This window comes from Mycobacterium gordonae, from assembly GCF_001417955.2.
Taxonomy (GTDB): domain Bacteria; phylum Actinomycetota; class Actinomycetes; order Mycobacteriales; family Mycobacteriaceae; genus Mycobacterium; species Mycobacterium gordonae_B.
In genome coordinates, this window is sequence record NZ_LKTM01000355.1 from 1 (window position 1) to 25693 (window position 25693).

30 protein-coding genes, 1 tRNA gene and 1 pseudogene are annotated in these 25693 nt (G+C 65.4%); 10 read left to right on the top strand and 22 right to left on the bottom strand.

Going from position 1 to position 25693, the window contains the following annotated elements:
- The coding region (locus AO501_RS27745) for a PE family protein (RefSeq protein WP_156452820.1) at positions 1 to 511 on the bottom strand (511 nt) is incomplete at its 3' end.
- Between the two features lie 518 nt (positions 512 to 1029).
- On the opposite strand from AO501_RS27745, the gene AO501_RS27750 reads away from it, so the two are divergent.
- Positions 1030 to 1227, top strand: a complete 198-nt coding sequence (locus tag AO501_RS27750; RefSeq protein WP_055580787.1) for a helix-turn-helix domain-containing protein — start codon at positions 1030 to 1032, stop codon at positions 1225 to 1227.
- A gap of 363 nt (positions 1228 to 1590) precedes the next feature.
- Here AO501_RS27750 and AO501_RS27755 read toward each other — a convergent pair whose 3' ends face one another.
- The 10 genes from AO501_RS27755 to AO501_RS27800 all read right to left on the bottom strand — a co-directional run bounded on the left by AO501_RS27755 (position 1591) and on the right by AO501_RS27800 (position 10327).
- Entirely contained in the window at positions 1591 to 1884 is a 294-nt protein-coding gene (locus tag AO501_RS27755; protein ID WP_055580788.1) for a hypothetical protein, read from the bottom strand.
- Positions 1884 to 3002 carry a phage major capsid protein gene (locus tag AO501_RS27760; protein ID WP_055580789.1) on the bottom strand — a complete coding sequence of 373 codons (1119 nt, stop codon included), beginning with the start codon at positions 3000 to 3002 and terminating at the stop codon, positions 1884 to 1886. The genes AO501_RS27755 and AO501_RS27760 overlap by 1 nt, the downstream gene beginning before the upstream one ends.
- Before the next feature lie 296 nt (positions 3003 to 3298).
- The gene (locus tag AO501_RS27770; RefSeq protein ID WP_055580791.1) at positions 3299 to 3766 is read right to left on the bottom strand and encodes a hypothetical protein; all 468 of its coding nucleotides are present in this window, start codon (positions 3764 to 3766) and stop codon (positions 3299 to 3301) included.
- Positions 3735 to 4499, bottom strand: a complete 765-nt coding sequence (locus AO501_RS27775; protein WP_055580792.1) for a hypothetical protein — start codon at positions 4497 to 4499, stop codon at positions 3735 to 3737. Before AO501_RS27775 ends, AO501_RS27770 begins: the two co-directional genes overlap by 32 nt.
- A complete protein-coding gene (locus AO501_RS27780) occupies positions 4496 to 5875 on the bottom strand; it encodes a phage portal protein (protein WP_055580793.1) in 1380 nt (459 codons plus the stop codon). Before AO501_RS27780 ends, AO501_RS27775 begins: the two co-directional genes overlap by 4 nt.
- Positions 5872 to 7323, bottom strand: coding sequence for a terminase large subunit domain-containing protein (locus AO501_RS27785; protein WP_055580794.1), 1452 nt, complete (start codon positions 7321 to 7323; stop codon positions 5872 to 5874). Before AO501_RS27785 ends, AO501_RS27780 begins: the two co-directional genes overlap by 4 nt.
- Before the next feature lie 373 nt (positions 7324 to 7696).
- A complete protein-coding gene (locus AO501_RS27790) occupies positions 7697 to 8035 on the bottom strand; it encodes a hypothetical protein (RefSeq protein WP_055580795.1) in 339 nt (112 codons plus the stop codon).
- Between the two features lie 86 nt (positions 8036 to 8121).
- Complete coding sequence (locus AO501_RS27795) at positions 8122 to 9666, bottom strand: DUF3631 domain-containing protein (RefSeq protein WP_055580796.1); 1545 nt, start codon at positions 9664 to 9666, stop codon at positions 8122 to 8124.
- A complete protein-coding gene (locus AO501_RS37470) occupies positions 9663 to 9908 on the bottom strand; it encodes a hypothetical protein (protein WP_156452821.1) in 246 nt (81 codons plus the stop codon). The genes AO501_RS27795 and AO501_RS37470 overlap by 4 nt, the downstream gene beginning before the upstream one ends.
- Positions 9905 to 10327: a hypothetical protein gene (locus AO501_RS27800; protein WP_156452822.1), complete on the bottom strand. Its 423-nt coding sequence runs from the start codon at positions 10325 to 10327 to the stop codon at positions 9905 to 9907. The genes AO501_RS37470 and AO501_RS27800 overlap by 4 nt, the downstream gene beginning before the upstream one ends.
- A 533-nt stretch (positions 10328 to 10860) precedes the next feature.
- Between AO501_RS27800 and AO501_RS36375 the strand changes: the two genes are divergently transcribed.
- Both AO501_RS36375 and AO501_RS27810 read left to right on the top strand, forming a co-directional pair.
- Positions 10861 to 11310 carry a helix-turn-helix domain-containing protein gene (locus AO501_RS36375; protein ID WP_197419962.1) on the top strand — a complete coding sequence of 150 codons (450 nt, stop codon included), beginning with the start codon at positions 10861 to 10863 and terminating at the stop codon, positions 11308 to 11310.
- Positions 11311 to 11485: 175 nt separating this feature from the next.
- Positions 11486 to 12436, top strand: a complete 951-nt coding sequence (locus AO501_RS27810; RefSeq protein WP_231752625.1) for a tyrosine-type recombinase/integrase — start codon at positions 11486 to 11488, stop codon at positions 12434 to 12436.
- 33 nt (positions 12437 to 12469) lie between these two features.
- Here AO501_RS27810 and AO501_RS27815 read toward each other — a convergent pair.
- From AO501_RS27815 to AO501_RS27825, 3 genes are all read right to left on the bottom strand, one after another.
- Positions 12470 to 12559: transfer RNA gene (locus tag AO501_RS27815), tRNA-Ser, on the bottom strand.
- Positions 12560 to 12588: 29 nt separating this feature from the next.
- Entirely contained in the window at positions 12589 to 13047 is a 459-nt protein-coding gene (locus AO501_RS27820) for a nucleoside deaminase (RefSeq protein WP_055580818.1), read from the bottom strand.
- A complete protein-coding gene (locus AO501_RS27825; protein ID WP_055580798.1) occupies positions 13047 to 13568 on the bottom strand; it encodes a tRNA adenosine deaminase-associated protein in 522 nt (173 codons plus the stop codon). The genes AO501_RS27820 and AO501_RS27825 overlap by 1 nt, the downstream gene beginning before the upstream one ends.
- A gap of 107 nt (positions 13569 to 13675) precedes the next feature.
- Between AO501_RS27825 and AO501_RS27830 the strand changes: the two genes are divergently transcribed.
- On the top strand, positions 13676 to 14620 hold the full coding sequence (locus AO501_RS27830; protein WP_055580799.1) for a prephenate dehydrogenase: 945 nt from the start codon (positions 13676 to 13678) through the stop codon (positions 14618 to 14620).
- Here AO501_RS27830 and AO501_RS27835 read toward each other — a convergent pair.
- The 5 genes from AO501_RS27835 to AO501_RS27855 are packed head-to-tail and all read right to left on the bottom strand — an operon-like array spanning position 14583 to position 18611.
- Positions 14583 to 15182 (bottom strand): putative glycolipid-binding domain-containing protein, encoded by a 600-nt coding sequence (locus AO501_RS27835; RefSeq protein WP_055580800.1) that lies wholly within the window; start codon positions 15180 to 15182, stop codon positions 14583 to 14585. The genes AO501_RS27830 and AO501_RS27835 overlap by 38 nt on opposite strands.
- Before the next feature lie 4 nt (positions 15183 to 15186).
- A complete protein-coding gene (locus AO501_RS27840; RefSeq protein WP_055580801.1) occupies positions 15187 to 15921 on the bottom strand; it encodes an ABC transporter permease in 735 nt (244 codons plus the stop codon).
- Positions 15918 to 16586, bottom strand: a complete 669-nt coding sequence (locus AO501_RS27845; protein ID WP_055580802.1) for an ABC transporter permease — start codon at positions 16584 to 16586, stop codon at positions 15918 to 15920. Before AO501_RS27845 ends, AO501_RS27840 begins: the two co-directional genes overlap by 4 nt.
- Positions 16586 to 17680 (bottom strand): ABC transporter ATP-binding protein, encoded by a 1095-nt coding sequence (locus AO501_RS27850; RefSeq protein WP_055580803.1) that lies wholly within the window; start codon positions 17678 to 17680, stop codon positions 16586 to 16588. Before AO501_RS27850 ends, AO501_RS27845 begins: the two co-directional genes overlap by 1 nt.
- Position 17681: 1 nt before the next feature.
- The gene (locus AO501_RS27855; RefSeq protein WP_055580804.1) at positions 17682 to 18611 is read right to left on the bottom strand and encodes an ABC transporter substrate-binding protein; all 930 of its coding nucleotides are present in this window, start codon (positions 18609 to 18611) and stop codon (positions 17682 to 17684) included.
- 99 nt (positions 18612 to 18710) lie between these two features.
- On the opposite strand from AO501_RS27855, the gene AO501_RS27860 reads away from it, so the two are divergent.
- Complete coding sequence (locus AO501_RS27860; protein WP_055580805.1) at positions 18711 to 19082, top strand: LapA family protein; 372 nt, start codon at positions 18711 to 18713, stop codon at positions 19080 to 19082.
- On the opposite strand, the gene AO501_RS27865 is transcribed toward AO501_RS27860, so the two are convergent.
- Together AO501_RS27865 and AO501_RS27870 are read right to left on the bottom strand one after the other, a co-directional pair.
- Positions 19079 to 20122: a phosphotransferase family protein gene (locus AO501_RS27865; protein ID WP_055580806.1), complete on the bottom strand. Its 1044-nt coding sequence runs from the start codon at positions 20120 to 20122 to the stop codon at positions 19079 to 19081. The two genes, AO501_RS27860 and AO501_RS27865, sit on opposite strands and share 4 nt — an antisense overlap.
- A gap of 34 nt (positions 20123 to 20156) precedes the next feature.
- Positions 20157 to 20765: a histidine phosphatase family protein gene (locus AO501_RS27870; protein WP_055580807.1), complete on the bottom strand. Its 609-nt coding sequence runs from the start codon at positions 20763 to 20765 to the stop codon at positions 20157 to 20159.
- Between the two features lie 85 nt (positions 20766 to 20850).
- On the opposite strand from AO501_RS27870, the gene AO501_RS27875 reads away from it, so the two are divergent.
- From AO501_RS27875 to AO501_RS27885, 3 genes are read left to right on the top strand one after another with little or no spacing between them, the layout of a single operon-like run.
- Positions 20851 to 21879 carry a phosphotransferase family protein gene (locus AO501_RS27875; RefSeq protein WP_055580808.1) on the top strand — a complete coding sequence of 343 codons (1029 nt, stop codon included), beginning with the start codon at positions 20851 to 20853 and terminating at the stop codon, positions 21877 to 21879.
- Between the two features lies 1 nt (position 21880).
- Entirely contained in the window at positions 21881 to 22645 is a 765-nt protein-coding gene (locus tag AO501_RS27880) for an SDR family NAD(P)-dependent oxidoreductase (RefSeq protein ID WP_055580809.1), read from the top strand.
- 16 nt (positions 22646 to 22661) lie between these two features.
- Positions 22662 to 23969 (top strand): acyl-CoA dehydrogenase family protein, encoded by a 1308-nt coding sequence (locus AO501_RS27885; protein WP_055580810.1) that lies wholly within the window; start codon positions 22662 to 22664, stop codon positions 23967 to 23969.
- Between the two features lie 58 nt (positions 23970 to 24027).
- On the opposite strand, the gene AO501_RS27890 is transcribed toward AO501_RS27885, so the two are convergent.
- On the bottom strand, positions 24028 to 24411 hold the full coding sequence (locus AO501_RS27890; RefSeq protein ID WP_055580811.1) for a hypothetical protein: 384 nt from the start codon (positions 24409 to 24411) through the stop codon (positions 24028 to 24030).
- 115 nt (positions 24412 to 24526) lie between these two features.
- Between AO501_RS27890 and AO501_RS36380 the strand changes: the two are divergent.
- Positions 24527 to 24652: pseudogene (locus AO501_RS36380) on the top strand (TetR/AcrR family transcriptional regulator); the annotation flags it as partial.
- Positions 24652 to 25620: an NADPH:quinone oxidoreductase family protein gene (locus AO501_RS27895; RefSeq protein WP_055580812.1), complete on the top strand. Its 969-nt coding sequence runs from the start codon at positions 24652 to 24654 to the stop codon at positions 25618 to 25620. The pseudogene AO501_RS36380 and the gene AO501_RS27895, both read left to right, overlap by 1 nt.
- Positions 25621 to 25693 lie beyond the last annotated feature (73 nt).

Below are 25693 nucleotides of genomic sequence, written 5' to 3' on the forward strand. Positions count from 1 at the left end.
CGCCATTACCAATCAAACCGGCAGCCCCACCGGCGCCACCGTTCAGACCGACGGCTCCAGATCCGCCGTTGCCGCCGTTACCCCACAACAACCCACCGGCACCACCAGCCTGCCCCGTGCCCGCCGCCCCATCCACGCCGTTGCCGACCAACGGCCGACCCAGGAATGCCATCGTCGGAGCATTGATCACCCCCAACACCTGCTGCTCCACCGCCTGCAACGGCCCCACGTTGGCCGCCTCGGCCAGCCCATAACCGCCCGCACTCGCGCCCAGCGTCCGCACGAAATCGTCATGAAAGAGAGCCACCCGCGTACCCACCAGCTGGTACTCCCGGCCTAGAGCACCAAACAGTTCCGCGATCGCCGCCGAGACCTCATCAGCAGCCGCCGGCATCAACTCAGCCGTCGCTCCGAGCGCCGCCAGGTTGGCCTGCCTCAGATCCGCGCCGAGCGCGGCCAAATCCCCAGCAGCAGCGCCAAGATAATCCGCAGAAGCAAAGACAAAAGACACGGCAGCACCCCTTAATCGCGGTTAAATATGAAGGCCTCGGCGGCAAATGGGCCTCGAGGCGCACGATACTCATCGGTTTCTATTTGCGACATAAATCACAAACAATCGTTTTGCCTGCTAGACATTGGTGTAGCGCGGCTACACCCCTGCTGTCTCAGATGAGCGACCAGTGTCTTACTGAAAGCGCGGAACAACGCTTATCTACCAAAGGATCCTGTAAGTAATTAATGTCTTGGCCGAGATGATTCGATTGATTCCAAGATGAAGTAGTAGCTAAATACGATAAATCGTCTCGGGTGCGACGAATTCGTCTCAAGGGTCGCTGATCGTTCGGCGTGCGGTTCGCAGGTTGCGGAGTTTAGGTGCGGTTCGACCACCAACGCCGGCTGACCGGGGTTAGACACCGGGGTCGGCTTGCAGCCAGATGGCTGTGGCGGTGGCGGAGGTGTGTGGTTTCAGGACATAGGAATAGCGTGTCTCACGACATCGGAATAGGTTGATCCGTTCAGCGTCAGCGGGTGTCGAAAGCCCTCCTGGTCATCACTGCCGTCGTTGTTGAGGGTCGTAGCCAATCGGAGGTGGCCCGCGAGTACGGGGTGTCTCAGGGGTGGATCTCGAAGCTGGTCGCCCGCTATCGACTCGAAGGGGAGGCCACTTTCCAGCCGTGCTCGCGCCGGCCGCGCACCAGCCCGACCCGATACTCCTCCGCCAGCTAACCCTCGACCCCACCAGGGACTACCAACCCCGCGGCACCCCCACCGGCCGCCCAAAGAAAAAGCCCGAACCCTAAACGAGGGTTCGGACTATTCCGATGTCTTGGCGGTGGCGGAGGGATTTGAACCCTATTCAGCTACCAGGTCAATGCCCTGATAGAGCTTTGAGCTGCTGAAAAACATCAGTGCGGTTCAGTTCAGTTAAGTCTAGGTTCGGGTATTTTGTGTCCAAACGGTGTCCATTTGTGGGGGGCGGCGGCCGAGATGGGCGCAGATACCCGCTAGGGCCCAGCTACAAGCCCATCGTGGCGGTTCTTGCCGGGAAAGGAACCAAGTCGGTTTGACGCCCTGTCCCGGCCGCCGGGTCTACATCGCCCGTGCCCGGTACCGGTTGAGGACGAACTGCTCGGCCAGCGTCCAGCCGCTGAATCCACCGTTGACGGTCTGGCCGAAGGGGCCGGCGGTGTCGGTGTGGCTCAGCTGGCCGGGGTTAGTGGCCAAGCGGGCGGAGGCGGTGGTGATGACTGCGGCGATCTCCGCGTTGGGCTGGTTGCCGTCGAAGCCCCTCCCGCGGGTGTAAGCCTTGGCCATCGTCGTGATGATCGGGACGATGGCCTCGGTTCCACCCGCGAGTAGGGCGTCTACCTCCGGGCTGGTCATTAGGCGTCGGTCAGGACAATGACGGCCTCGGGGTGCAGCAAGCCGAGGTCGTAGCGAGTGACCACGCGGATGCCGATCTGGTCATAGTCGGCATACCGCTCACTGAGGATGGTCACCGACGGGGCCAGATCGCGGGCGATGGCGATTTGGCTGGTGTCGGCCAGGACTGCCTTGCCGACCTTCAGCTTGTTGGTCACCGTGACTGGGATGCCGAATAGCCGGTACGTCGGCCCGGAGGTGACGTCGGATTCCAGCAGGTACTTCTTGGAGTCGGTGGCCTCTTTCAGCTTGCGCAGCGCGATGAAGTCGGTGCCGTTGACGAACCACCGGTTGGGTACGACCTCCGCAGCGGATGCCTTGGCGATGGCGTCCAAGAGGCTGTCGGCGTTGGTGACGTCGAGTTCCGCGGTCTGGACTCCGGACTGGTTGATCAGGCCCTTGATGCCGTAGGCGGCTTCGCCTTCGGTTGTCGTGGACACTGTGGCTCCGATGGCGTCGAGCTGGTCGACGGCGGTGGAGGCCAGAGCGCCGGCGAAGGTGACGGTGTACGGGCCGCCGTTGGATCCGGCCACGGTGGCGTTGCCGGAGCCGATGGTGGACAGCCCTTGCAGCGCGGTCTGTAGCGCCGAAGCGGCAGCGTTGTAGGCGACGTCGGCGGTGGCGCCGCGGAAGCCGACGGTGAAGTTGCCGCTGCCCACGGTGACGGTGATGACCTGGATCTCGTTGGTGGCCTGGCCCTTGCCCGCGAGAAGGGCGGTGTCGAGCTTGTCGGAGACGACCTTGACGAGGCGGTTCTTGAGGGTGGCGTCGATGCCGATGACGGCTTGCCGGGCCAGCTCCCGGCTGTAGCGTTCGATGACCTTGATGCTCTTGCGCTCGGTCGGCATCAATACCACCTCTGACCAATTGTTTTGGTGGTCAGAAGGGATCAACTCGTTCTCGCCGACGAAACCGACGGTGGACGACTTGGTGAGCTTCGGGATGCGCAGCACCCCGGCGGTGTCGAAGATTCGAACCCCGGAAGACAACACAACAGACGCGGCTTCGAGGGGCTGCACCAGCAGCGAGGAAACTTGATCGGCCAGCAACTGAGGGTTGGCCGCGGCAGATTCAACCATGAGAGTCCTTACGTGACAGAAGAATTGGATTCAGGGAACCCGTGTCACCAGGACAATGATGGGGCCGGCCACCAGGACCGACCCCACCAGTTTATAGCCTCGAACCGCGTTTAAGCATCACCGAGAGAATGGAGAGTGCCGGCAACCAGTGCGTGGGCACGGGCCAGTTTGAGTAGGTAGTCCGCCTTTGAGCCCTTCACATCGTCGAGAACTGTCAGCCGCTCTCCGATGGCCCTGAACAAGGCCGTTGCAATCTCGTCCTGTACGTCTGCTGACGCCATTTCTTTCCCCCTCATTTACTGGGCTTGTTGCCGCAGGAGTGCGGCGAGGTCGACGTTAGCCCCTCCCCCCGACACAGCGCCCTGCCCGATGTCGCCGAACGGTCTACGGTTCGCCAAATGGGGTTTCCGGGTTAGCAGATCATCCAACGCGTTGGACAGCTTCGCGGCGTCTTCAAGGTGTTCGACGTCGTACGGAAGGTCGGTCGGGTCAGCCAGGCGGCCGGTGGCGCGGACCAGCTCGGTGTGCAGCCGTTGTGCGTAGGCTTCGCCGGCCTGGGCCCTCTGCCGGTACTTGCCGTTCTCCTGACGTAGTTCCTCGACATAGGACCGCGGGAAGTGGTCCGGTTCCTGCTCGTCGGATTGTGCACCGCCGTGACCAGTTTCGGATTCGATCTCTGCCGCGGCGGCGTCGTAGTCGGCCTGGGTAGGTTCCCAGTCCTCGGTTTGGACGTCAGGCGTCGTTTCTTGCTGCTGCTCGGTCACGTTGCAAACTCCTTGTGTACATGGTTGATTCGATCTTTTCTGCGAGAACAACTTTCGGTTGGCAGTTGCAGCCCTTGTGGCTTTGGAACGGGTGTTCCTTGGGCCAGATTCGGCCCTCGCGCCACCACCAGCGGCAGAGTTGGCAGGGGTCGGCATCCATCTGCCTGGTCCAGCCCTCGATGAGGGGTTGGTGTTGCATGGCTTCGATGGTGGCGCTTTGGGCGGTTTCGAGGGGTTCGGAGCGGGCGAGTCGCTCGATTCGCATTTGGGTGTCAGGCTGCGGGGGTTCCTGCAGCTCATCAGCTTTTTGCTCTGGCAACGGCTCTGAGGATTGTTCGACCCGATGGCTTTCGACTGGCTGCTCTTTCGTATGAGGTTGGCTGGCGCGATCTTCTAATTGGCGTGTCAGGTCGATTTTCTCCGCCGGTATCGGCTGGTCTTGGGTGAGTATGGTGTTCACTGCCTTCTCTAAGCGGGCGGTGGAGTCGGTCGGGGCGATACCTGTTGGCGGGGTGGGGATTCCCGTGGCCTGCTCGATTTGTGCAGACAGTGCGGCATCGGCCAGCGAGACTGCGGCCGCGTTGAATTGGTTGACTACCGCGGCGACCAGCGACACCGCTTGGTCGCGGGTGAGGCGGCCGGTCTGGTATGCGGTGTAGACCGCCAGTGCTTGCGCCTGGGTCGCGGCGGCCAGCGTGTCGGTGCTGGCCTGGAATTTCTCTACGCTGGTCATGCCGCTGGCCTTGGCTGCGCTATCACTGCCGTGGCGGGTGGCGGTGTGAGCAGATTGATTCCGGCGCTGTCGAGTGCTTCGGCGCGGCGGGCGACGCGGATTTGGGCGATGTCGTCGTCGGAGTAGCCGAGCTTGGCCAGCGCGTAGGAGGCGGGCAGTAGGTTGGCCTGGAAGAGCTTGACCACGGCGTCGGCTTCTTGGGCGACGGATCGTGTTGCGGCGTCGGCCCATTGGACGCGGGCCTCGATCTGTAGCGGGTCACGACCATCTCGGACCGCCAGCATCAGTTTCGCGACCTGTTCCCAGGCGCGCCCGAAGGTGGCTTGGCGGGCTTCCGCGCGGGCGGTCAGGCTGGCTTCCGCGGCCCGCAATGCATCGGCGGAGGCAGGGTTGTCGGTGAAGACTCCGACGTAGTGGGCGGGCAGCGTGCTGACAGCCATGATTTGACCGAGCAGGATGTTGACCGCGTTCTCGTAGCCGGTGAGCGTGGCGGCGTCGAGCTGCCCGAAGTTGGCCTGGTCGTTCTCGCTGATCATCGCCCGGCTTCCCTCGGGAATGGGATTCACCTCAGTCATCACCGGCTCCCCGTCGTCGTCGAGGACCGGGTTGCCGTCGTCGTCGAGGACGGGTTCCTCGGTCAGTTCGATGCCGGTGGCCCAGCGGCGTGGCCGGCCGGTGAACTCTGAGGTGGTCATCAGGTCGACCAGCAGCTTGTTCAGGGCGTCCACCAACGGCTTCAAGTCGTCGATCTCCGAGCAGCCGCGATCTCCGAGGATCAAGTCGGCGTTGCGCAGGCAGACGACCGGCACTTGACCGAGTGGATTGGCCAGCGTCCCCACTAGGTTGTAGCCCACGGTGGTGGCTCCGGTCGCGTTGGCCCGGTAGTGGCTGATCTGGTCCGGCTCGTACAGCATCACTTCGGTGGTGGTCTTTGTCTCCCACCGCTTGGCCGCAGCGACGATCTGCCGGGTTCCCGGGTCGTGCTGGGCTACAACTTGTTTCGCGGATTCGATGGTGACTTTCGGGCGGCCGAGTTTGTCGGCCCAGACGATCACGTAGGAGTCGCCGAGCAGCAGGGCTTCGCGGTGGGCCACTCCGGAGAGCTGGTCGAGGTCGTTGCGGATCCACTCTGGCCATAAGTCGGCGGCGTCCCCGGTGAATCCGGTGATCCGTAACCGTTCGGCCAACGCGGTCACCGCGAGCCGCGGAATGTTCGACGCCATACGCCCAAAGCGTTGCCCAAGAGCAACCTTCGCCTCCGGGGACAGGAATGCCAGGGGCTGCTCCCCCCGGTAGTACTGCTGCAATTCGTGGTAGCGGGCAGCAGGCTCGTCGAGACGCTGCATCAGGGTGGTCAGTAGCGGGTTGTCGGTCATGCGAAACTCCTTGTCTTCTTACGGTTCCGGGTCAAGTGCCAGGCGGCACGGTCGTAGGCCACGATCGCGGCTACGGCGGCATCGATCTTGCGGGGAGAGCCCCGCTTGTCTTTCGAGACGAGATCCCCCATCGGAGTTGTCTTGGCCACGCAGTGCGCGACGTGCGCAGCCAGGCGTTTGTCACCGTCGTGGGAAACGGTGCGGTCAACCACAGCTTGATAGAGGCGGTCGGTGGCAGGGGCCATCCGTTGGGCGTGCGCGGTATTCCACTCGACAACTCGCTTCTCGCCGTGGCGCTGCGCCCACGACTCGATCTCCGAGCGCCACCCCCACGGGTCGCACGCCAGCTCGGCGACGTCGTACTTGGCGAAGGCAGAATCGATCGCGTGGCCGACGGTGTCGCGCGGGACGCGCCAGCGCGGATCGCCGGGGTTCTCCCAGAGCCCTTCAACCCATAGGTGTCCGTCGAGTGTGCAGCCCACCAGCGCGGTCGAGTCACCGGAAGCGGACCCGTCGAACGCCAAGACCACGCGCTCACCGCGGCGCACAGAACGGCAGACTTCGCAGGTTTCCCACAACCCCCACGGCAGCCAGGACTCCACACCGGTCACCCATTGGCCGAGCCGCAGTTGCCGGAATACTGGTTCGCGCAGCGTCCGCCGAGCGGCCTCCAGTCCGTCCACCGATAGGAACGGCCGACGGCAGGCCATCGCCGGGTTCGCGATCAACTGCGCCTTGCGGTCGGTCGTAGCGCACCCCTCCGGGGCGCAGAACTCCTTGAGGTAGAACGCAGGATCATCTCCACGACGGCCGTGCTCCACCAACCGCCACATCACCGAATCCGGACTCGCGGCCGGCGTAGAGATCGCCAACGTCAACGACTCCGGGCGCTTGCCAGTCACCGACGTGACGGCCTCCCACACCTCCTCGGTCACCACGTGCAACTCGTCGACGATCAGCAACGACGGGTCATGTCCGTGCAGCGCACCAGGCTCAGCGGGCAGCGGCAACAACGTTGCGTCGTTCTCCGGAAGGTAGAGCCGGTCGGCGTATACCTGGACCCGCTCTTCGAGCACCGGATTCAGCTCGACCATCCGCCGGGCCATCCGCATCACGATCATGGCCTGCCGTTGATCCGACGCCACGACAAGTACCTCGGCGGAATCCGGGCCAACGAACAACTCAGCCAGGCCCAGCGCGGCCGCTAACGCGGACTTGCCGTTACCCCTCGGGATCGAAACCAGAGCGGTTCGGATACCGGGCGCGAACGAACCCCGGACGATCTCCCGCTGAAACGGCCGCAAGGTAAAGGGCTCCTTCGCGCCTACACCCTTCGGAGTCAGCAGGTACTCACCGATGAACCGTTCCCGGCGTTGCGCCCGGGAACCCGACCACCGGGCAAATGACAGGGGCTCAGCAAACACCGTGCCCTTCGGGCCAGCCTTCACCTGACCACCACCGTGGTGTGTAACCCGAACTCTGCCTTGACCGGAGGGTGCTGGCGGGGATGGCTGGGGGCGTCTCCCCTGGCCTTTCCGCGGTCGCGGTTGCAGGGACCACAGCAAACATCGACGTCCTGGAGTCGGATGGGGAGGCCGGCGGCTTTACGTGCCCACGCTTCCGGTGAGTGGTCGGCCTGCAAGTCTTCGGTGGCTCCGCAGTCGGCGCAGAAGGGTTGCAAGCGTCTGGCACGTCGAGACAGCTGTTGCCATTGGGCGTCGTATCCACGTTGCTGACGGGGTGGCTTGCGGTCCTTCGGTCGGTGCTCGGGGCACCGTGCCTTGTTGCTTGGCTCGCCGCAGACGACGCAGGGACGCAGGGTCATGATGCGTCGTCACTGTGTAGTTGGTCAGCGATGGATTGGGCTTGCTCGGGGGTCATGTTGGCCAGGCCGGCAGCTTGGGCGAGCAAGGCCTTGAAGGTGTCGGCAGCAAACGTGATGCGGTACCAGCCGAGTTCTTCGGTATGCAGGGCGAGTTGCGGGATGAGCTTGCCGTGTCCGTTGGGGGTGAGGAAGAAGGCGGGCTCGCCGGTGGCGGTGATGGGGAAGGTGTCGACGGGAAGGTTGAGCTCGCGGGTCGGGGAGGCGATGAAGGCGTGTTCGTCGGGCATGGTGGTGGGCTCCTGTTCGGGTTTGACGGTGGTGGTCCTTGAATCCATAGGTGGCAGATCTGCCACGCATGGATTCAGTTCAGGTTCATCGGGTCGGTCCCAGAATTGGGGCGGGAAGATGATGCGTCGCTTGCTCATAGAGGTGTCGCTGTCTTGGCTTGGTGCTTTGCTAGGCAGAAGTCGCAGCAGCCGGTCTCGGTGCGTGCGGGTGCGCGCTGGCAGTCGGGGCATAGCGATGGCCGGTGTTTGCCGCGGGTGCGTTCCCGTCGCCGCTCCGGTTGGTGCGGCTGCGCCGGGTTGGTGATGGTGCGCAACCGTGGGGGCATGGAGGCCGGTGATGGTGCTGCACCGGTTTGTTCGGATTGCACCGGTTCGGATTGCGGGTGTCGCGGCTCTGAACAGTCGTTATCCGGGTTTGCACCGGTTTGTGCACCGGATGGCAGGGGGTCGGATTCAATCCGGTGCAAGTGGTTAAACCGGTGCAACTGGTTATCGTCTGCACCGGTTGCACCGGTATAACCGGATGCACCGGTTTCATTCCGGCCTATGCCGAGCCGGTGCCAAACCCGGAGGAATTCTGTTTTGTGGTAGCCACGCGGGCCGCGTCCGCCGGGTCTGACGGAGGTAATCTTGGATGCCTGGGCGACCATCCGGCCAAGCCTGTGGTCGGTAAGGGGTTTGCCGTAGGCGCTTCCGACGCCCCAATACTCGGGGTTGGACAGGATCAGTTTCGACACCAATTCCTTGGTGGGCACGAAGTCCTGACCTTCGGGCCAGATGCTGTGCAGGTCGGTCAGCAAGACCATGCCGGGGGGCAGGGTGCGGAGGCCAGCTTCGCGTTCGTCGGAGTCCTCGTTGAGGCTGCGGGCGATCAGTTCATCGGCCAGCCAGGGCCAGTCGCCGGCGGCGATCACAGCAACCCTTTTGAGTGGCCGCCACTTCTCTTTGGCGCGGCCGATGCATGCCTTGGGCAAATCGACGTCCAGCCCGGCGACGGTGTCGCGCACGGCGTCGGCGAACTCCTCGATCCTGGTGCGTAGGGCTTCGACTTCAGGCTCGATGACCTCCCAGTCGGAGTCCTCGATGGCGCCGTCGAGATCAGGCATCAGCAGAATGCGGATCGCCCGGGACATGGTGTCCTCGGGCAGTCGGGGGGAGTTGCCGGCCATCGCGACCGGGGCGAAGGTCGGCATCTCCCGGACCTCCCAACCCCCACCCTTCACGGGCACCAGGACCGGGCGGGTGGCACCCCGGCGGTACCCGGAATTGAGGATGCCGATCAAGTCTTCGACACCGGGCTTGTTGGGGCTGAGGGAGCGGTCCACCTCGTCGATCAGCACCGTGCGCACACCGTGTTCGAGCATGCGCACCAGCAGGGCGGGGGAGGACAGGGAGGCCGCCTGGACAGGCTTCCACGCCAACCGCGACAGGTGGTCCAACACGGTGGTCTTGCCGGAGCCGGGCATGGTGGAGTCGATCAGCAACCGTGGTGATGTATAGAGTTCGACGGCCAGGTAGGTGGAGACCGTCCACAAGGTCAGGAGGCGCAGATCCCGGTCGTCTGGTACGGCGATGAAGCGTTTGAACCAAGCCTCGATGTCGTCGAGGAGTCGGGCGTGGGCGGAGGCCGCCCACTTCTGGGCGACCTCCTTCCCACGTGCAACTTGATCGCGAGTCATCTGCTCCCCTCATTGGCGATTGCGGGGGCAAGTTGGCGGCCTTCGGGGTCGAGGTGCTTCCACAGTCGGCGTGCGCAGTCGGTGCGTCCGCTGCGGTGCCCGAAGGCGAACAAGGTGGCGTTGCGGCCCATCCATGGCCTGATCGCCGGGCCATCGGCCGGCCAGTCCCGGTAGAAGTGGCATGTGCAGATCAGGAGCCCATTGTCTTGGCAGGTGCTGCACTCGCTGATGGGTCTAGTCACCGAGACCCCCCGAACGTCTCGTTGGCCTCATCGATGTCCACGGCGAATGGTTCGAGGATGGCTCGGAAGGCCTTGACGTAGGCGTACACCACGGCCATCTCGTTGTCGTAGCCGCCGCTGGGAGTGAAAGTTGGCTTCTGACTAAACATGTCGTTGATGCGCCAACCGAATCTCGGGAGCCCCCGACAGAAGTCGAAGGCGATGAGCATGCCTAGCCAGTTGGCGTCGGACTCGGTGAGTCCGTCGAGTGCACGCGCGTCGATCAGGTCGGCCGCCAAGGCGCGGAGTCCCTCGCCGTTGAACGGCAGCTCGGCCCCGGCCACGTTCTCGTCTTCTGCCAGTATCTCGACTGCTTGGCGGAAACGCTCGTAGCGGTCGTCCACGAACGGCTTCTGCTCTATGCCGATTGGTTGTGTCATGATGGTGTGGATCTCCTGTTCGTTGTCGGACCGGTTTTCGCAGCGGTCCTCGCCAGGTGCTGGAACACCCGGGTTCACGAGGGCCGCTGTTGTTTGGTGGTGTTGCATTACGCTGCGCCACCAGACCTATTGGCGGACAGGTAGTTCAGGACATCGGACCTCAAATACCTAACGCGGGCACCAACTTTCACGTACGGAACACCTCGGTTGAGGTACCGGTCCTGAGCCAGAGCTGCTTCGGTGGTCTGGAGGAATGCAGCGAGCTGCTTCCCCGTCGATACTTCTGGCAGCAGGACGCGCGGCGTAACCCCGGTTTGGGCGACACTGGCGGCCGCATCGGCCCGACAGGCAGATACGTCGTCCATCTCGATCTCCATTCTTCTTAGCTTTACCTCTATTTATTGGAGGTATACCTTCAACAGATATCATCCCGTCTCTCGGATTGCAAGAGATGCTTGTGCATCTCCATCTTTTGCAGGTAGAACGGACTCGTGGCGGGCAGGAAAATAGAACTTGGGGCTACCGGCAGTGCGGTGGCGAAGAACGTGACCCGCATCCGGGGAAGTCGCGGTCTGAACTACAGCGCGTTGTCGAAGCTACTGAGCGGGCACGGTCGTGAAATACCGCCCTTAGCTGTCCGACGGATCGAGGAGGGGGAGCGGCGGGTCGACGTCGATGATCTGCTGGCTCTCGCTGCGGCACTTAATGTTTCACCAGCGACGCTTCTGATGCCAGCGGTGACGGACGAGAATTTAGAGGTGGAGGTCACGGCGTCGGCACCCCGCACTGCGGATGAGGTTTGGGATTGGCTCACAGCCGCAAGGCCACTGGCAGATCGCGAAAGTGAAGTGTCGGAAGGAGATCAGTGGGTGGTGTTCATACACGATGCTTGGCCAATCTGGCGGGTGAGGCAGGTCTACAACACGACCTTTGAAGAGATGCAGCGGCGCCCCGGCGGACGAGGACGCGATGGCGACGGTTAGGCGGTACAAGACAGCGTCGGGTGAGCGGTGGGAGGTCCGGTATCGGCAGCCCAACGGAATCACAAGTCGCAAAAGGGGTTTCGCGACCAAGGCGTCGGCAGAGAGCTGGGAAGCCCGGAACAAGGTATCCATCGACGTCGGTGATTTCGTTCAACCGTCGAAGGGTAGGGCCAGGGTGGGTGATCTGTCCGCCGGGTGGCTTGAGCGGAAGAAAGCAACGACGGAGCCGAGTCACAGCCGGATGTTGGAAAGCGCTTGGCGTGTCCACGTTCAACCGGTGTGGGGCGGCGTTCCGGTCAACAAGGTGTCAGCCACGGCGGTGAAAAGCTGGACTGCAGCAATGACTGGTGCCGGGTGCTCGGCGACGACGGTGCTGCGGGCGCTCGGGGTTCTGGCGGGGATCTTGGACGATGCGATCGCAGACGGGCGGATCTCGAAGAATCCTGCCCGGGGGTTGGATCCGAAGCGGCGGGAGAAGCCGACCAAGCCGAAGCGGAAACACGTCTACCTCGATCACGATGCGGTAGCTCGTTTGGCGGACGAAGCGGGCGAGCATCGCGCCCTTGTGCTGGTGCTTGCCTACACCGGCATTCGATGGGGCGAAGCGGTGGCGCTCCGCGTTCGACACATCGACGAGGTTCGCCGGCGGCTTCTTGTGATCGACAATGCGGTCCAGCTCGGGGTTGATCACGCGCTAGGCGATCCGAAGGATGATGAGCCGCGCGAGGTGCCGGTCCCGAAGTTCGTGATGGCGGAAGTCAAGAAGCAGGTTCACGGCCGCGGGCCCGACGACCTGATTTTCGGTGACGGCGCGAAGTACCTTCCCCGGCCCAAGTCGAGCGGCGGATGGTTCGCTGGCGCGGTGAAGCGGGCGAAGATCCAGGCGATTACACCGCACGATTGCAGGCACACTGCGGCCAGCCTGGCGATCAGTGCCGGGGCCAATGTGCTGGCGGTCAGCCGCATGCTGGGACACGAAAACCCGCAGGTGACGCTGCGCACCTATGCCGACCTGTTCGACACCGATCTGGACAAGGTGGGGAACGCTCTGGACGCGGCTCACCGGAAGAGTGTGTCCAAACGGGGTCCAAAGCGCGTCCAGACGCTACGGGAAGACGCCGGTTAATAGCGTCTACCAGCGCGGATGCACTGGGAGACATGGCGGTGGCGGAGGGATTTGAACCCTCGGACGGTTTTAGCCGTCACACGCTTTCGAGGCGTGCTCCTTAGGCCGCTCGGACACGCCACCGCCGAGCAGCTTACCGAACCACCCGCCGCTCACCCCAATCGCTGCCGGGCGAAGAACTCTTCGAGCGGCGCGGCGCACTCCGCGGCCAGTACACCACCGCGAACTTCGGGTCGATGATTCAGCCGGCGATCCCGCACCACATCCCACAGCGAGCCGACCGCCCCGGTCTTGGGCTCCCACGCCCCGAACACCAGCCGCGCCACCCGCGCCAGCACCAGCGCGCCGGCGCACATGGTGCAGGGTTCGACGGTGACCGCCAGCGTCGCGCCTTCCAGCCGCCACCCGTCGCCCAACTCGCGCGCGGCCGCCCGCAGCGCCAAAATCTCGGCGTGAGCGGTGGGATCGCCGTCGGCTTCACGGGCATTGACCGCCTGAGCCAACAAGGCCCCGTCGGATCCGACGACGACGGCGCCGATCGGCACATCGCGAGGTCCGGCCCTCCGGGCCACCGCCAGCGCGGCGCGAATGAGCTCTTCGTCGGAAGAGATCACCGACCGAGACGGTCGATCACCGCCGACAACTGCTCGGCGAAGCCCATCTCTCGCGCAATCCGGCCGAGTTGCTCGTCTGCATACAGGTCACTCTCGTCGAGGATGACGCCCAGCACCGCCTCGGGCAGCCCGATGTCCGACAGCAACCCCAGGTCGCCTTCCTCGAACGGTTCGGCGTCCTCGAGGTCGTCGGGATCGATTTCAGCATCCAGGCTGTCCAGCACTTCGGCGGCGATGTCGTAATCCAGCGCGGCGGTGGCGTCGGAGAGCAGCAACCGGGTTCCGGACGGCGCCGGACGCACGATGACAAAGAATTCATCGTCGACGTCCAGCAACCCGAATACGGCGCCGGAACTTCGCAGCTCCCGCAGTTCGGTCTCGGCGGCCGACAAACTGGTCAGCGCTTTGGGGCCCAGCGGCGCGCAGCGCCACTTGCCCTCTTCGCGCACGACCGCGACGCCGAAGCCATCGGGGGTGTCCGTAGACGGGCCTGCTGCTGAAGCCCGTTGTGCTCCCATGGCCGCCTACGCTAGTCCCTGACCTGGCCGGTGGCCAGATGAAGCCATCCCAAGCAGGCCGCTACGGACCGAACTGTGCCAACCTTGTCACTGTGGGGAAGACACCGGTGTGCGTTCTGGGGCTGGGTCTGATCGGTGGTTCGATCATGCGGGCCGCCAGCGGGGCGGGCCGTGAAGTATTCGGCTACAACCGTTCGGTCGAGGGCGTTCGCGGCGCCCGGTCCGACGGGTTCGACGCTTCCACCGACCTCAGCGAGACCCTGGCCCGGGCCGCGGCGCGCGACGCCCTGATCGTGCTGGCCGTGCCCATGCCGGCCCTGCCTTACATGCTGGCGCACATCGGCGAGTCGGCCCCCGACTGCCCACTGACCGACGTCACCAGCGTCAAGCAGGCGGTGCTCGACGAGGTCATCGCGGCGGGCCTGCTGCCGCGCTTCGTCGGCGGACATCCGATGACGGGCACCGCGCATTCGGGCTGGACGGCCGGTCACGGCGGCTTGTTCAACCGGGCACCCTGGGTGGTCAGCGTGGACGACCACGTCGACCCTCAGGTGTGGTCGATGGTGACGGAGCTGGCCCTGGACTGCGGCGCGGTGGTGGTGCCCGCCAAATCCGACGAGCACGACGCCGCCGCCGCGGCGATCTCGCACCTGCCGCACCTGCTGGCCGAGGCGCTGGCGATCACCGCCGCGGAGGTCCCTTTGGCCTTCGCCCTGGCCGCCGGCTCGTTCCGGGACGCCACCCGGGTCGCGGGCACCGCACCGGACCTGGTGCGCGCCATGTGCGAGGCCAACACCAGCCAGCTGACGCCGGCCACCGACCGCATCATCGAATTGCTGGGCCGCGCCCGCGAGTCGCTGGCGCACAACGGCTCGGTCGCCGAGCTGGTCGACGCGGGTCACGCGGCACGCACGCGGTACGAGAGTTTCCCCCGCTCCGACATCGTCACCGTCGTCGTCGGCGCGGACGGATGGCGCCAGCAGCTGGCCGCGGCCGGCCGGGCCGGCGGGGTGATCAGATCCGCTCTGCCAACCCTGGATAGTCGACGATGAAGCCGTCGGCGTCCACGACGACGGTCGTGTCTGCCACCGGCGACCGCAGCTTGATCGCGTCCAACCGGCCCTCGCTGGTGTAGCTCACGGTGGCGGCGTCGACCGTCATCTCCGGCACGTTCACATAGACCATCGGCAGCACGACCGAATCGGCCCGCTCGTGGATGCCCAGCCGCCGAATCGGAAGTGCGTTGAAGAACGGGCTGAACACCAGGTCGACGTCCAGGGCGCCGTTGTATGCCGAGCGTCGCTCTCCCTGGTGGTCCGTGATCAACCACATGTTCTCTTCGTCACGGGCGATCGCGAGCTGGCGTTCCCGCTCGGCAAGCGAGACGGTCAGCCCGAACCGCTTGGTGGCACCCTTCTCGTCCGTCTGCAGTTCGTAGAAGGCGCCGAAGGCGGGGTTGGTTGCGGTGGCCGCGGCCACGATGCGGCCGTTGGCCTTGATTCGCTTGCCTGACAACTGAATTCGTACCGATTCCATGCGCGAAATGTCCTGTGCGCGCCAGGTCAGCATCTGTGGCCAGACGCTTGCAGTCGAATCATAAGGGGCTGCGGTCACGTATCTACCGTAGGACGTCTTGGTCAACCGCGGCGTGTTTGTCCCCAACTACCGCATCACAACCACGATCGGGCCTGCTCAGCCGTCCACTGCCTGGCGCCGAAGCCCACACCGCCGCCGCCATAAGGCCGTCGAGGATCAGAGCCAAGACCGCCACCAGGAGCGCCCCGACCAAGGCGATGTGAAACTGCCGCTCCTTGATTCCGTCGATCAGATAGCGACCCAGTCCGCCCAGACTCGCGTAGGCGGCCACCGTCGCGGTCGCCACCACCTGCAGGGTCGCACTCCGTAGGCCGCCCAGTATCAGCGGCAGCGCGTTGGGCACCTCGGCACGAAACAGCACCTGCCGTTCGGACATGCCCACGGCACGCGCCGCGTCGACCACCAACGGGTCCACACCGGCGATCCCCGCGTACGTGCCAGCCAGCACGGACGGGATGCCGAGCAGCATCAGCGCCACGATCGGCGGCCCCAGACCCAGCCCGTACAGCAGCACCCCCAACAGCAGCACGCCCAGTGTCGGCAGCGCACGCAGGCCATTGACGGCGCCTACCACCAACAGTTGGCCACGGCCGGTGTGCCCGATGACCAGACCGAGCGGGATGGCGACGGCGGCCGATGCCAGCACGGCGAGCGCGGTGTATTCCAGGTGTTCGCAGGTGCGCGCCGCCAGGCCGGCCGGACCGGTCCAGTTGCCCGCGGTGGTCAGGAAGGACAGCGCCTGCGCGATGAAGTTCACCGGGCGCCCCCCACGATCGGGGACCTGATGCGGCGGCCACGCTCCCAGGGCGTGATCAGGCGGCCGGCCACGCTGATCAGCGTGTCGATGACGACGGCCAGCGTGAACATCGCGATGATCCCGGCGACGATCTGCTCGCTCTTGTTCATCTGGAATCCCGCGGTGAACCAGCTGCCGAGGCCACCGATCCCGATCACCGAACCGACCGAGACCATCGCGATGTTGGTGACCACCACCACCCGCAGCCCGGCCACTAACACCGGGATCGACAGTGGCAGTTCAACTTTCAGCATCCGGGCCAGCGGGCCGTAGCCGATGGCGATGGCCGCGTCGCGCAGTTGCGCCGGAACCGCGTCCAGAGCTTCGAGGACCGCGCGCACCATCAGGGCGGTGGTGTAGGCGCTGAGCGCGACGATCACGTTGGCCTCGTCGAGGATCCGGGTCCCGATGATCAGCGGCAGCACGACGAACAGCGCCAGCGACGGGATGGTGAAGATCACGCTGGCCGACACCGTCGTCAACCGGCGCAGCAGTGGAGCCCGCTGAACCAGCAGTCCGAGCGGCACCGCGATGGCCAGCCCGATCGCCACCGGTATCAGCGACAGGCGCAGATGAATGACGGTCAGCGCCCACGCGGTGCCCAGATGCGTCAACAGGTAGTGCATCAGGCTCGCCGCCGGACCTGCGCAGCCGCCAGCACGTCGGTGGCCAGTACGCCACCGATCACCTTTTCGGCCCGGTCCACGGCGACACCCACCGACGACGGCGAAGACAGCGCCGCGTCCAGCGCCTGACTGAGGTTGCCGTCGATGTGGAAGACCGAGCCCACCGCTGTCATGGCTTCAGCCAGGGGCTGACCGCCGCGGTGCCGGCCCAGTCCGTCGGCATCGATCCAGCCCTGCGGTGCGCCGTCAGCATCGACGACCAACGCCCAGCCGTCCGGCGATGCGGCACCCGCCAGGTCGTCAGCCGGGATCGTGGCGATCTCGTGCATCGGCAGGCCGGCCGCATCGATCAACTGAAGCCAGCGGTAGCCACGGCCCAGGCCGATGAACTTGGCCACGAAATCATTGGCCGGACGCGCGAGCAGCTGCGCCGGCTCGTCGTACTGCTGCAGGACACCGCCCGATCCGAACACGGCGACACGGTCGGCGAGCCGCAGCGCCTCGTCGATGTCGTGCGTGACGAAGACGATTGTTTTGCGCAATTCGCTTTGCAGACGCAGTATTTCGTTCTGCAATGTGTGCCGGACCACCGGGTCGACGGCGGAGAAAGCCTCGTCCATCAACAGGATTGGCGGGTCGGCGGCCAGCGCCCGCGCCACTCCCACGCGCTGCTGCTCGCCACCGGAAAGTTGCGCGGGATAGCGCGAGGCGAGTTTCGGATTCAGCCCGACGCGTTCCAGAACCTCATAGGCGGCGGCGCGAGCGGTGCGTCTGGACTGACCCCGCAGCACCGGCACCGTCGCGACGTTGTCGATAACCCGTTGGTGGGGCATCAGACCCGCGCTCTGGATGACATAGCCGATGCCGCGACGCAGTCGCACCGGATCAACCGTCGACACGTCCCGGCCGTCGACGGTGACGGTTCCCGAGGTGGGGTCCACCATCCGGTTGATCATGCGCAAGGCGGTGGTCTTACCGCATCCGGAGGATCCAACGAACACGGTCAACTTGCCCTCGGGCACTTGCAGACTCAGCCGGTCGACCGCCGTTGCGCCCCCGGCGAACACCTTGCTGACGCTGTCGAAGGTGATCACGTCAGCGCTCGATCGGTCGATCGAAACCGTTGTCATGCACCCATTTACGAGCCGCCTGGTCGGGGTCGGCACCACCGTTGCCGGCGACCGCCGCGTTGAGTTCGGCGATGCCGCCGGTGGTCAACCTGGCCGAGACCGCATCCAGCACATCCTTTAGACGGTCCGACTTCTTCTGCGAGTTCACCAGTGGCACAATGTTTCCAGCCAGGAAATTATGTTCGGGATCCTCCAGCGCAACCAGGTGGTCCTGCACCACGGCCGGTGAGGTGCTGAAAATGTTTGCCGCTGTGGCTGTCCCGTCGACCAGAGCCCGCACCGTCACCGGGCCGCCTCCGTCGTTGATCGTCATGAAGTTGCCGGAACTGATGTCGAGTCCGTACTTCTGTTTCAGGCCGATCAACCCCGACGGGCGGGTCGCGAAGGCCGACGGGGCGGCGAATCGCACCTCGGCGGAATGGGCTGCCAGGTCGGCGATGGTCTTGAGATTCCATTTGGTGGCGGTCGCCGCGGTGACGGTCACAGTGTCGGTGTCGGAAGCCGGCGATGGCGTCAAAATCGAGAGATCACCGGGCAGGCGTTGGTAGAGCTGCAATTCGACCGCATCGAGGACCGTGGCCTTCGAGTCCGGCTCGAAGTAGAGCAGTAGGTTGCCGATGTACTCCGGCACCAGGTCGATGGAGTGGTCTTTGAGAGCCGGGATGTAGGTCTCCCGGCTGCCGATGCCCATCCGCCGCCCGACGTCGAAGCCGTTGGCATGCAGTGCCTGCGCGTAGATTTCGGCGACGATCTGCGATTCCGGGAAGTCGCCCGAACCCACCACGATGGATTTCGGTCCGCCGGCGCCGGACCCGAACGGATCGGGATTGCCGCAGGCGGCCACCGGGTACACCAACAACCACAAAGCCACGGCGGTCGTTGCGCGCCGCAGCATTTTCACCCTGCCGAGACTACGTGCCCGCACCGCCACGGCGCGTGAGGAGTTTTCCTGTGATTTGGTTTCATTCCGCGCCGGATAGAGAAAGATGAACGTATGACCAGTACCACTCCTGGCTCGGTTCCGCCGGATGCCCCTCTGCCAGACCATGCGCCGTCCCGCAAGACGCCGCCGCCGCAGTCCCGTCCGCTGCCGAAAGACAAGGCGTCCGCGTTCACCAGGGCCGGTGCCCTGTGGTCGTCGCTGATCGTCGGGTTCCTGGTCCTGATCCTGCTGTTGGTCTTCATCGCCCAGAACACGGCGCAAACCGCGTTCACCTTCCTGGGCTGGCACTGGACTCTGCCACTGGGTGTGGCGATTCTGCTGGCCGCCGTCGTCGGCGGGCTGATCACCGTGGCGGTGGGTACCGCCCGGATCATTCAGTTGCGCCGCGCGGCCAAGAAGAACTTGACCGCCGCCGTGCGCTAGGACAGCTTCGCGATCTCGGCAAGTCCGCGCGAGATCAGCGGCGCCACCACCTCGGGCGCGTCGTCGGAAGCCTGGCCCTCGGCCTGCTCGGACATGCGGCGGCGGAAGTCGATACCCGCGGCGATGATGGCGAGCTTGAAGTAGGCGAGGGCCATGTAGAACTCCCACTGCCCCAGCGGCTGCCCGGACACCAGCGAGTACCGGTCGGCCAGTTCGTCGGCCGAGGGCAGTAGCGGCGACGTCCAGGCGGCCGGGGTGTCGATGATCAGATCCAGCGCCGGGTCACGGTAGACGCACATGAGCGCCGCGTCGCTGATCGGGTCACCCAGAGTCGAAAGCTCCCAGTCGACTACCGCGCGAACGATCGTCGGGTCGTCGTTGTCCAGAATGGTGTTGTCGATCCGGTAGTCGCCGTGCACGATCGACGTCCGGCTCTGCTGCGGAATCGCTTGCTGCAGCGCCGAATGCAGGCGTGCGACATCGTCGTCGCGGCGGTCCTCGGGTAACCGCACCAGGTCCCACTGCGAACCCCACCGGCGCACCTGTCGCTCCAGGTACCCGTCGGGTTTGCCGAAGTCGGCCAGCCCGACGGAAGCGGGGTCGATGCTGTGCAGGTCGACGAGAACCCGGATCAGCGAATCGACGCAGCCGTCGATGGCGCGGCGGCCGAGCGCTTCGAGTTGCGAGCGACGGCGCACCACCTGACCCTCGACGAATTCGACGATCTGGAACGGTGCGCCCAGCACCGTGTCGTCCTTACACAGGGCGATCGCGCGCGCTACCGGCACCGCCGTGTCCCGCAGCGCGGCCACCACCTTGAACTCGCGGGCCATGTCGTGCGCGGACGGCGTCAGGCCGTGCAGCGGCGGACGCCGGACCAGCCAGCTCGTCGCGTCGTCATAGACGCGGAACGTCAGGTTGGAGCGGCCGCCGGAGATGAACTCGCCGCGCAACTCACCGGTGCGCGGAACGTCCAGTGAACGCAAATACCCGTCCAGCGCAGCCAGCTCGAGGCCGTTGAGTCGGTCCACCGATGTCACCGCACTTGTTTACCAAAGCCCGGACGGCCGCGACTCACCACCTTTGGTTTCTGGGCAGCAGATCCCACACGTGCTCGGTGGCGTTCACCGTCGCCACCGTGGCCTGCCCGGTCCGGGAGAACAACAGCCGGGTCACCGAGGCGTAGTCGATGGGGAACGACAGCAGCCGGGCCGTGCCCAGAATCTCGTGCAGGATCACGTTGATCACCCCGCCGTGGCTGAACGCGGCGATCGTCTCGTCGGGGTCGGCGGCGGCCACCAGGTCGTCGACCGCGCCGCGGACCCGGGCGCGGAAGGCGTCCTCGTCCACGGTGCTGGGTAGGTGCCCCTGGGCCATGCGGGCCCACTCGTCCGGGAACTCGGTACGGATCTGCTCGATCGGAATGTAGGACGTCAGGTCTCGGTCGTACTCGGCCAGTCGATCCTCGATGTCGATGGTCAGCGCGCGGGCCTGGGCCAGCGGCTCGGCCGTCTGGATCGCGCGCCGTTGCGGGCTGCTCACCACTCGCGAGATGGGAAACCGGGCAAGCGCTTCCGGCAACCGCGCGACCTGCTGTAAACCGGTCTCGGACAGGTCGGGATCGGCGCCTTCGCCGTGTTCGCTGCGCAGCGGCAGCGCATGCCGAACCAGAAGCAGTTGCATGTGCCAAGCCTTGCATGCGGCTGCGCGGTGCGTTGCCGGCCCGATGGAGAATGCTATTCTCCGCTCCGAGAGTGGGGTGTGCCGCATGGTAAGCGCGAGCGGGACCGAACTGGATGCCCGCGTCCTGGGCCGTTGGCTGGACTCGACGAATGCGCCGGGACAGGGTGAGGAGCCGGTCCTCGAACAACTCAGCGGCGGTTCGCAGAACACCCTCTATCTCGTGCGGCGAGGACCGGGGCCGATGGTGCTGCGGATGCCCGGCCCGCGCGCCGACGCCGCGCGCGTCGACGGCTTGCTGCGCGAGATCCGGCTGGTGCGGGCGCTGCGCGGCACCGATGTGCCGCATGCGGAGTTGATCGCCGCCGACGAGACCGGCTCGGTGCTGGGCATGCCGTTCTACGTGATGCGCGCGATCGACGGGTGGAGCCCGATGGACGGCGGATGGAAAGCGCCCTTCGACACCGACCTGGCGGCCCGTCGCGAGCTCGCATTCCAGCTCGTCGAAGGAGCGGCGAAATTGGGCCGGGTCGACTGGCGCGCCCAAGGCCTGGAAGGGTTCGGCCGACCCGACGGATTCCACGAGCGGCAGGTCGACCGCTGGCTGGCCTTCCTCGACTCCTACAAGGTGCGCGAGCTGCCCGGCCTGGACGAAGCCGCGGACTGGTTGCGCCGCAACCGTCCTACGCATTACACACCCGGGATCATGCACGGCGATTACCAATTCGCGAACGTGATGTTCGCGAACGGGGCGCCGGCCCGGCTGGCGGCGATCGTGGACTGGGAGATGACCACGATCGGCGACCCGCTGCTGGACCTGGCGTGGTCGCTGCTGGGCTATGACGGTGAGGAGCCCCGCGCCGGCGGGTTCTACCTCGACATGACCGGCATGCCGCGCCGCAGCGAATTGCTGTCGCACTACGAGTCGATCAGCGGACTGTCCACCGAGAACATCGACTACTACCTGGTGCTGGCGAGCTGGAAGCTGGGCATCGTGCTGGAGAAGACCTACGCTGCGGGGGTGCGCACCGGCAAAGTCGACCCGAAGATCAAGGACGCGTTCGGGGCGATGATCCCACAGTTGATCGCCACCGCCGCCGAGTTGACGAGGTCCTGAGATGGGTTATGCCGACCAGCTTTTCGACCTGACCGACCAGGTGGTGCTGATCACCGGGGGCAGCCGCGGACTGGGACGCGAGATGGCGTTCGGGGTGGCGCGCTGCGGCGCCGACGTGGTGATCGCCAGCCGCAACATGGACAACTGCGTGACCGTCGCCAAGGAGATCGAGACGGAGACCGGCCGCACCGCCCTGCCCTACCAGGTACACGTGGGCCGTTGGGATCAACTCGACGGCCTGGTGGAAGCGGCTTACGACGCGTTCGGCAAGGTCGACACCCTGATCAACAATGCCGGCATGTCACCGCTGTACGGCAAGCTGTCCGAGGTCAGCGAGAAACTCTACGACTCCGTATTCAACCTCAATCTCAAAGGGCCGTTTCGGCTTTCGGCTTTGGTGGGCGAGCGGATGGTGGCCGCGGGCCGCGGCTCGATCATCAACGTCAGCTCGGCGGGTTCGCTGCGCCCGAGCCCGGACATCATTCCCTACGCCTCGGCCAAGGCCGGACTCAACGCGATGACGGAGGGTTTCGCGCGCGCGTTCGGCCCTACCGTCCGAGTGAATACTTTGATGGCCGGGCCGTTTCTGACCGACGTCAGCAAGGCCTGGAACCTCGAGGAACGCGACAGCGACATGTTCGGGCACCTGTCGCTCAAGCGCGCCGGCAATCCTGCCGAAATCGTCGGCGCCGCACTGTTTCTGGCGTCGGACGCGTCCAGTTTCACCACCGGCTCCATCGTGCGGGCCGACGGCGGCATTCCCTAGTGGTCAGGAGTAATCGATGGCATGGGACTTCTCTACCGAGCCGGAATTCGAGAAAAAGCTCGAGTGGGTGCGCGATTTCGTACGCGAGGAAGTGGAACCGCTCGAGGTGCTGTTCCCCGGCTGCGAGTTCCTGCCGCTGAACGACGAGCGCCGCCGCCTCGTCGACCCGCTCAAGCAGCAGGTGCGCGATCAGGGTTTGTGGGCACCACATCTGGGTCCCGAGCTCGGCGGTCAGGGCTTCGGTGCGGTCAAACTGACGCTGATCAACGAAATTCTGGGCCGCAGTCCGTGGGCACCGATCATCTTCGGGACACAGGCACCCGACACCGGCAACGCGGAAATCCTGGCCCGCTTCGGCACCCGGGAGCAGAAGGACCGGTATCTGGCCGGCCTGCTGTCCGGGGAGATCTTCTCCTGCTTCTCGATGACCGAACCGCAGGGCGGCGCCGACCCGCGGGTCTTCACCACCCGCGCGGTGCGCGACGGGGACGACTGGGTGATCACCGGGCAGAAGTTCTTCTCCTCCAACGCCTCAGTGGCCTCGTTCTTCATCGTGGTCGCCATCTCCGACCCGGAAGTGCCCGTGCACCACGGCGCGTCCACGTTCCTGATCCCGGCCGGGACACCGGGTCTCACCATCGAAGCCAACCACCATCTCGTCGGAGCCGACCCGCACGAACCCGGCCATTCACTGGTCCGCTACAACGACGTCCGGGTTGGTGCGGACGCGCTGCTCGGCGAACCGGGCCAGGGCTTCCTGATCCTGCAGACGCGACTGGCCGGCGGGCGCCTGCACCACGCCATGCGGTCCATCGGCATGGCGCAGCGGGCCATCGAGATGATGTCGCGTCGGGCGAAAAGCCGCTTCACGCAAGGCAGTTCGCTGGCCGACAAGCAGTTGGTGCAGGAGTTCATCGCCGACTCGCACACCGAGCTGATCCCCTTCCGGCTCACCGTCCTGCACGCCGCCTGGCTGATCGACAACGGCGACGAGCGCGCGGCCCGCGCCGAAATCGGCGTCTGCAAGATACTGGCGTCCCAGGTGCTGAAATCGATTGCGCTGCGCGCCATTCAGGTGCACGGAGCGCTCGGGCTCAGTGATCAACTGCCCCTGGTCAACGTGCTGCTCGGCGGCATCGCCCTGGGCCTGGCCGACGGGCCGACGGAGGCGCACAAGGTCAACCTGGCCCGGATGCTGCTCAAGGGCTACCAGGCCGAAGAAGGCGACTGGCCCAGCGAGATGCTCGACATTCGCCGCGAGGCGGCGCGCAAGAAGTACGCCGGGCTGATCGATCGCGTCCCGGCACTTCCTGATCAGCGATGAGCGACCGGGTGCGCCTTGCAGGCGGGTGATGGAGCGGGCGGGTTTGTCCAGCAAGGCGTCAGCTCGGGCAAGGGATCGGCAGGGGGATGAAGCTGCCGCCCGTTGGCCAGCACAATCCCGGCGGAAGCGGCGGCGGGGGCTGGTACCCACGGGTGGGTTCTCTTGCCGGCGGGTTGGGGCCGTCCCAGACGTTCTGTGCGACGTTGCCCTTGCCGAAGTCGACGTACCACCACTGGTGGCAGACGTTGTCGTCCCAAATCACCGGGTTGTACTGACGGTTTCCCGTGGCCACTGGCGGATCACCCGGGCACCAGGTGAATGGGCCATCAGATCCATCTCCGGGCTGCGGTTGGGCGTCGGCGATTGCGGCGGACAGTGCCACTCCGGCGATCGCAACACCGATTGGCAAGAACGCAGCCGCGAAGGCTTTCCTGACGCGCATCTCTATTACCCTTCTCGAAGTGATACAGCCGTATCAACATGTGTGTCATCTGACTACAGCGAAAAGCATGCAGCAGCCGTCTTGGAGAATTCTTGGAACGGCTCGACGACGCCGATACGAGGGGGTTTACGGTGGCACCGTCGCCATGATGCGGCGGTATGTGGGGTCGGCTGACCGGCCGGGCCCGGAAGACATCGAGCACCTGGTGAAGTTCTGCCTGCTCGGGCTGGGAGTCCGTTGATGCGCGCCATCCTCTGCAATGCTTACGGCCCCCCGGAGGAGCTGGCGCTGGCCGAGGTTGCCGACCCGCAGCCGGCGCCCGGGCAGTTGCTGGTGCGGGTGCATGCCGCTGCCGTGAATTTCCCGGACGTGCTGTTCATCGCAGGCAAGTACCAGATCAAGATCCCGCCGCCGTTCATCCCCGGCAACGAGATCGCCGGCGAGGTGGTGGCCGTCGGCACCGGAGTGACCACGAAGTTGGGCCAGCGGGTGTTCGGCGCGACGTTCGGGGCGTTCGCGGAGTTGGCGGTGCTGGATGCGGCGACTGCCGCGCCGGTTCCCGACGGCGTCGACTTCGCCTCCGCCGCCGCATTCGGCGTGACCTACCGCACGGCTTATCACGCGTTGCGCTCGGTCGCCCGCGTCGCGCCGGGTGAGTGGGTGGTGGTGCTGGGGGCGGCGGGCGGAGTCGGCCTGGCCGCGGTCGACCTGGCCGTTGCGATGGGCGCGCGGGTACTGGCGGCGGCGTCGAGCCCGAAAAAGCTGGACCTGTGCCGGGAGCGTGGCGCGGAGGCGACCGTCGATTACGACAACGAGGACCTGAAGCTGCGCATCCGCGAGCTGACCGGCGACAGCGCCCGCGCGGTGCTGGACCCGGTGGGTGGATCGTATGCGGAGCCCGCGCTGCGCGGCCTGGCCCGCGGCGGCATGTTCGTCACGCTCGGCTACGCGGCCGGCTCCATCCCGGCCATTCCGCTGAATCTGGTGATGCTCAAAGACATCACGGTTCGCGGCATGGAGATTCGCACCTTCGCCGACGACTATCCCGACGAGTGCGCCCGCGATATCGCCGAGCTCTCGCAGATGTTCGCCGACGGCAAGATCCGCCCCTACATCGGCGCGCGGTTCCCGTTGGCGGAAACCGCGGCGGCACTGCGCTTTGTCGCCGACCGCAAAGTGCTGGGCAAGGTCATCATCGACGTCGCCTGAAGGTCAGCGCAACCCCCGCGAGCAGACACAAAATCGCGGTTGGAGCGCTAGCTCCACGCGATTTTGTGTCTGC

What these genes read in the sequence shown, in the direction of transcription:
- AO501_RS27890 (WP_055580811.1), bottom strand. Translation starts at nt 24,411, where the DNA reads ATGCGCGTCAGGAAAGCCTTCGCGGCTGCGTTCTTGCCAATCGGTGTT.
- AO501_RS27760 (WP_055580789.1), bottom strand. Translation starts at nt 3,002, where the DNA reads ATGGTTGAATCTGCCGCGGCCAACCCTCAGTTGCTGGCCGATCAAGTT.
- AO501_RS27755 (WP_055580788.1), bottom strand. Translation starts at nt 1,884, where the DNA reads ATGACCAGCCCGGAGGTAGACGCCCTACTCGCGGGTGGAACCGAGGCC.
- AO501_RS27860 (WP_055580805.1), top strand. Translation starts at nt 18,711, where the DNA reads ATGACCAGTACCACTCCTGGCTCGGTTCCGCCGGATGCCCCTCTGCCA.
- AO501_RS27885 (WP_055580810.1), top strand. Translation starts at nt 22,662, where the DNA reads ATGGCATGGGACTTCTCTACCGAGCCGGAATTCGAGAAAAAGCTCGAG.
- AO501_RS27880 (WP_055580809.1), top strand. Translation starts at nt 21,881, where the DNA reads ATGGGTTATGCCGACCAGCTTTTCGACCTGACCGACCAGGTGGTGCTG.
- AO501_RS27855 (WP_055580804.1), bottom strand. Translation starts at nt 18,611, where the DNA reads ATGCTGCGGCGCGCAACGACCGCCGTGGCTTTGTGGTTGTTGGTGTAC.
- AO501_RS27800 (WP_156452822.1), bottom strand. Translation starts at nt 10,327, where the DNA reads ATGACACAACCAATCGGCATAGAGCAGAAGCCGTTCGTGGACGACCGC.
- AO501_RS27790 (WP_055580795.1), bottom strand. Translation starts at nt 8,035, where the DNA reads ATGGATTCAAGGACCACCACCGTCAAACCCGAACAGGAGCCCACCACC.
- AO501_RS27780 (WP_055580793.1), bottom strand. Translation starts at nt 5,875, where the DNA reads ATGACCGACAACCCGCTACTGACCACCCTGATGCAGCGTCTCGACGAG.
- AO501_RS27795 (WP_055580796.1), bottom strand. Translation starts at nt 9,666, where the DNA reads ATGACTCGCGATCAAGTTGCACGTGGGAAGGAGGTCGCCCAGAAGTGG.
- AO501_RS27845 (WP_055580802.1), bottom strand. Translation starts at nt 16,586, where the DNA reads ATGCACTACCTGTTGACGCATCTGGGCACCGCGTGGGCGCTGACCGTC.
- AO501_RS27775 (WP_055580792.1), bottom strand. Translation starts at nt 4,499, where the DNA reads ATGACCAGCGTAGAGAAATTCCAGGCCAGCACCGACACGCTGGCCGCC.
- AO501_RS27825 (WP_055580798.1), bottom strand. Translation starts at nt 13,568, where the DNA reads ATGGGAGCACAACGGGCTTCAGCAGCAGGCCCGTCTACGGACACCCCC.
- AO501_RS27870 (WP_055580807.1), bottom strand. Translation starts at nt 20,765, where the DNA reads ATGCAACTGCTTCTGGTTCGGCATGCGCTGCCGCTGCGCAGCGAACAC.
- AO501_RS27875 (WP_055580808.1), top strand. Translation starts at nt 20,851, where the DNA reads ATGGTAAGCGCGAGCGGGACCGAACTGGATGCCCGCGTCCTGGGCCGT.
- AO501_RS27895 (WP_055580812.1), top strand. Translation starts at nt 24,652, where the DNA reads ATGCGCGCCATCCTCTGCAATGCTTACGGCCCCCCGGAGGAGCTGGCG.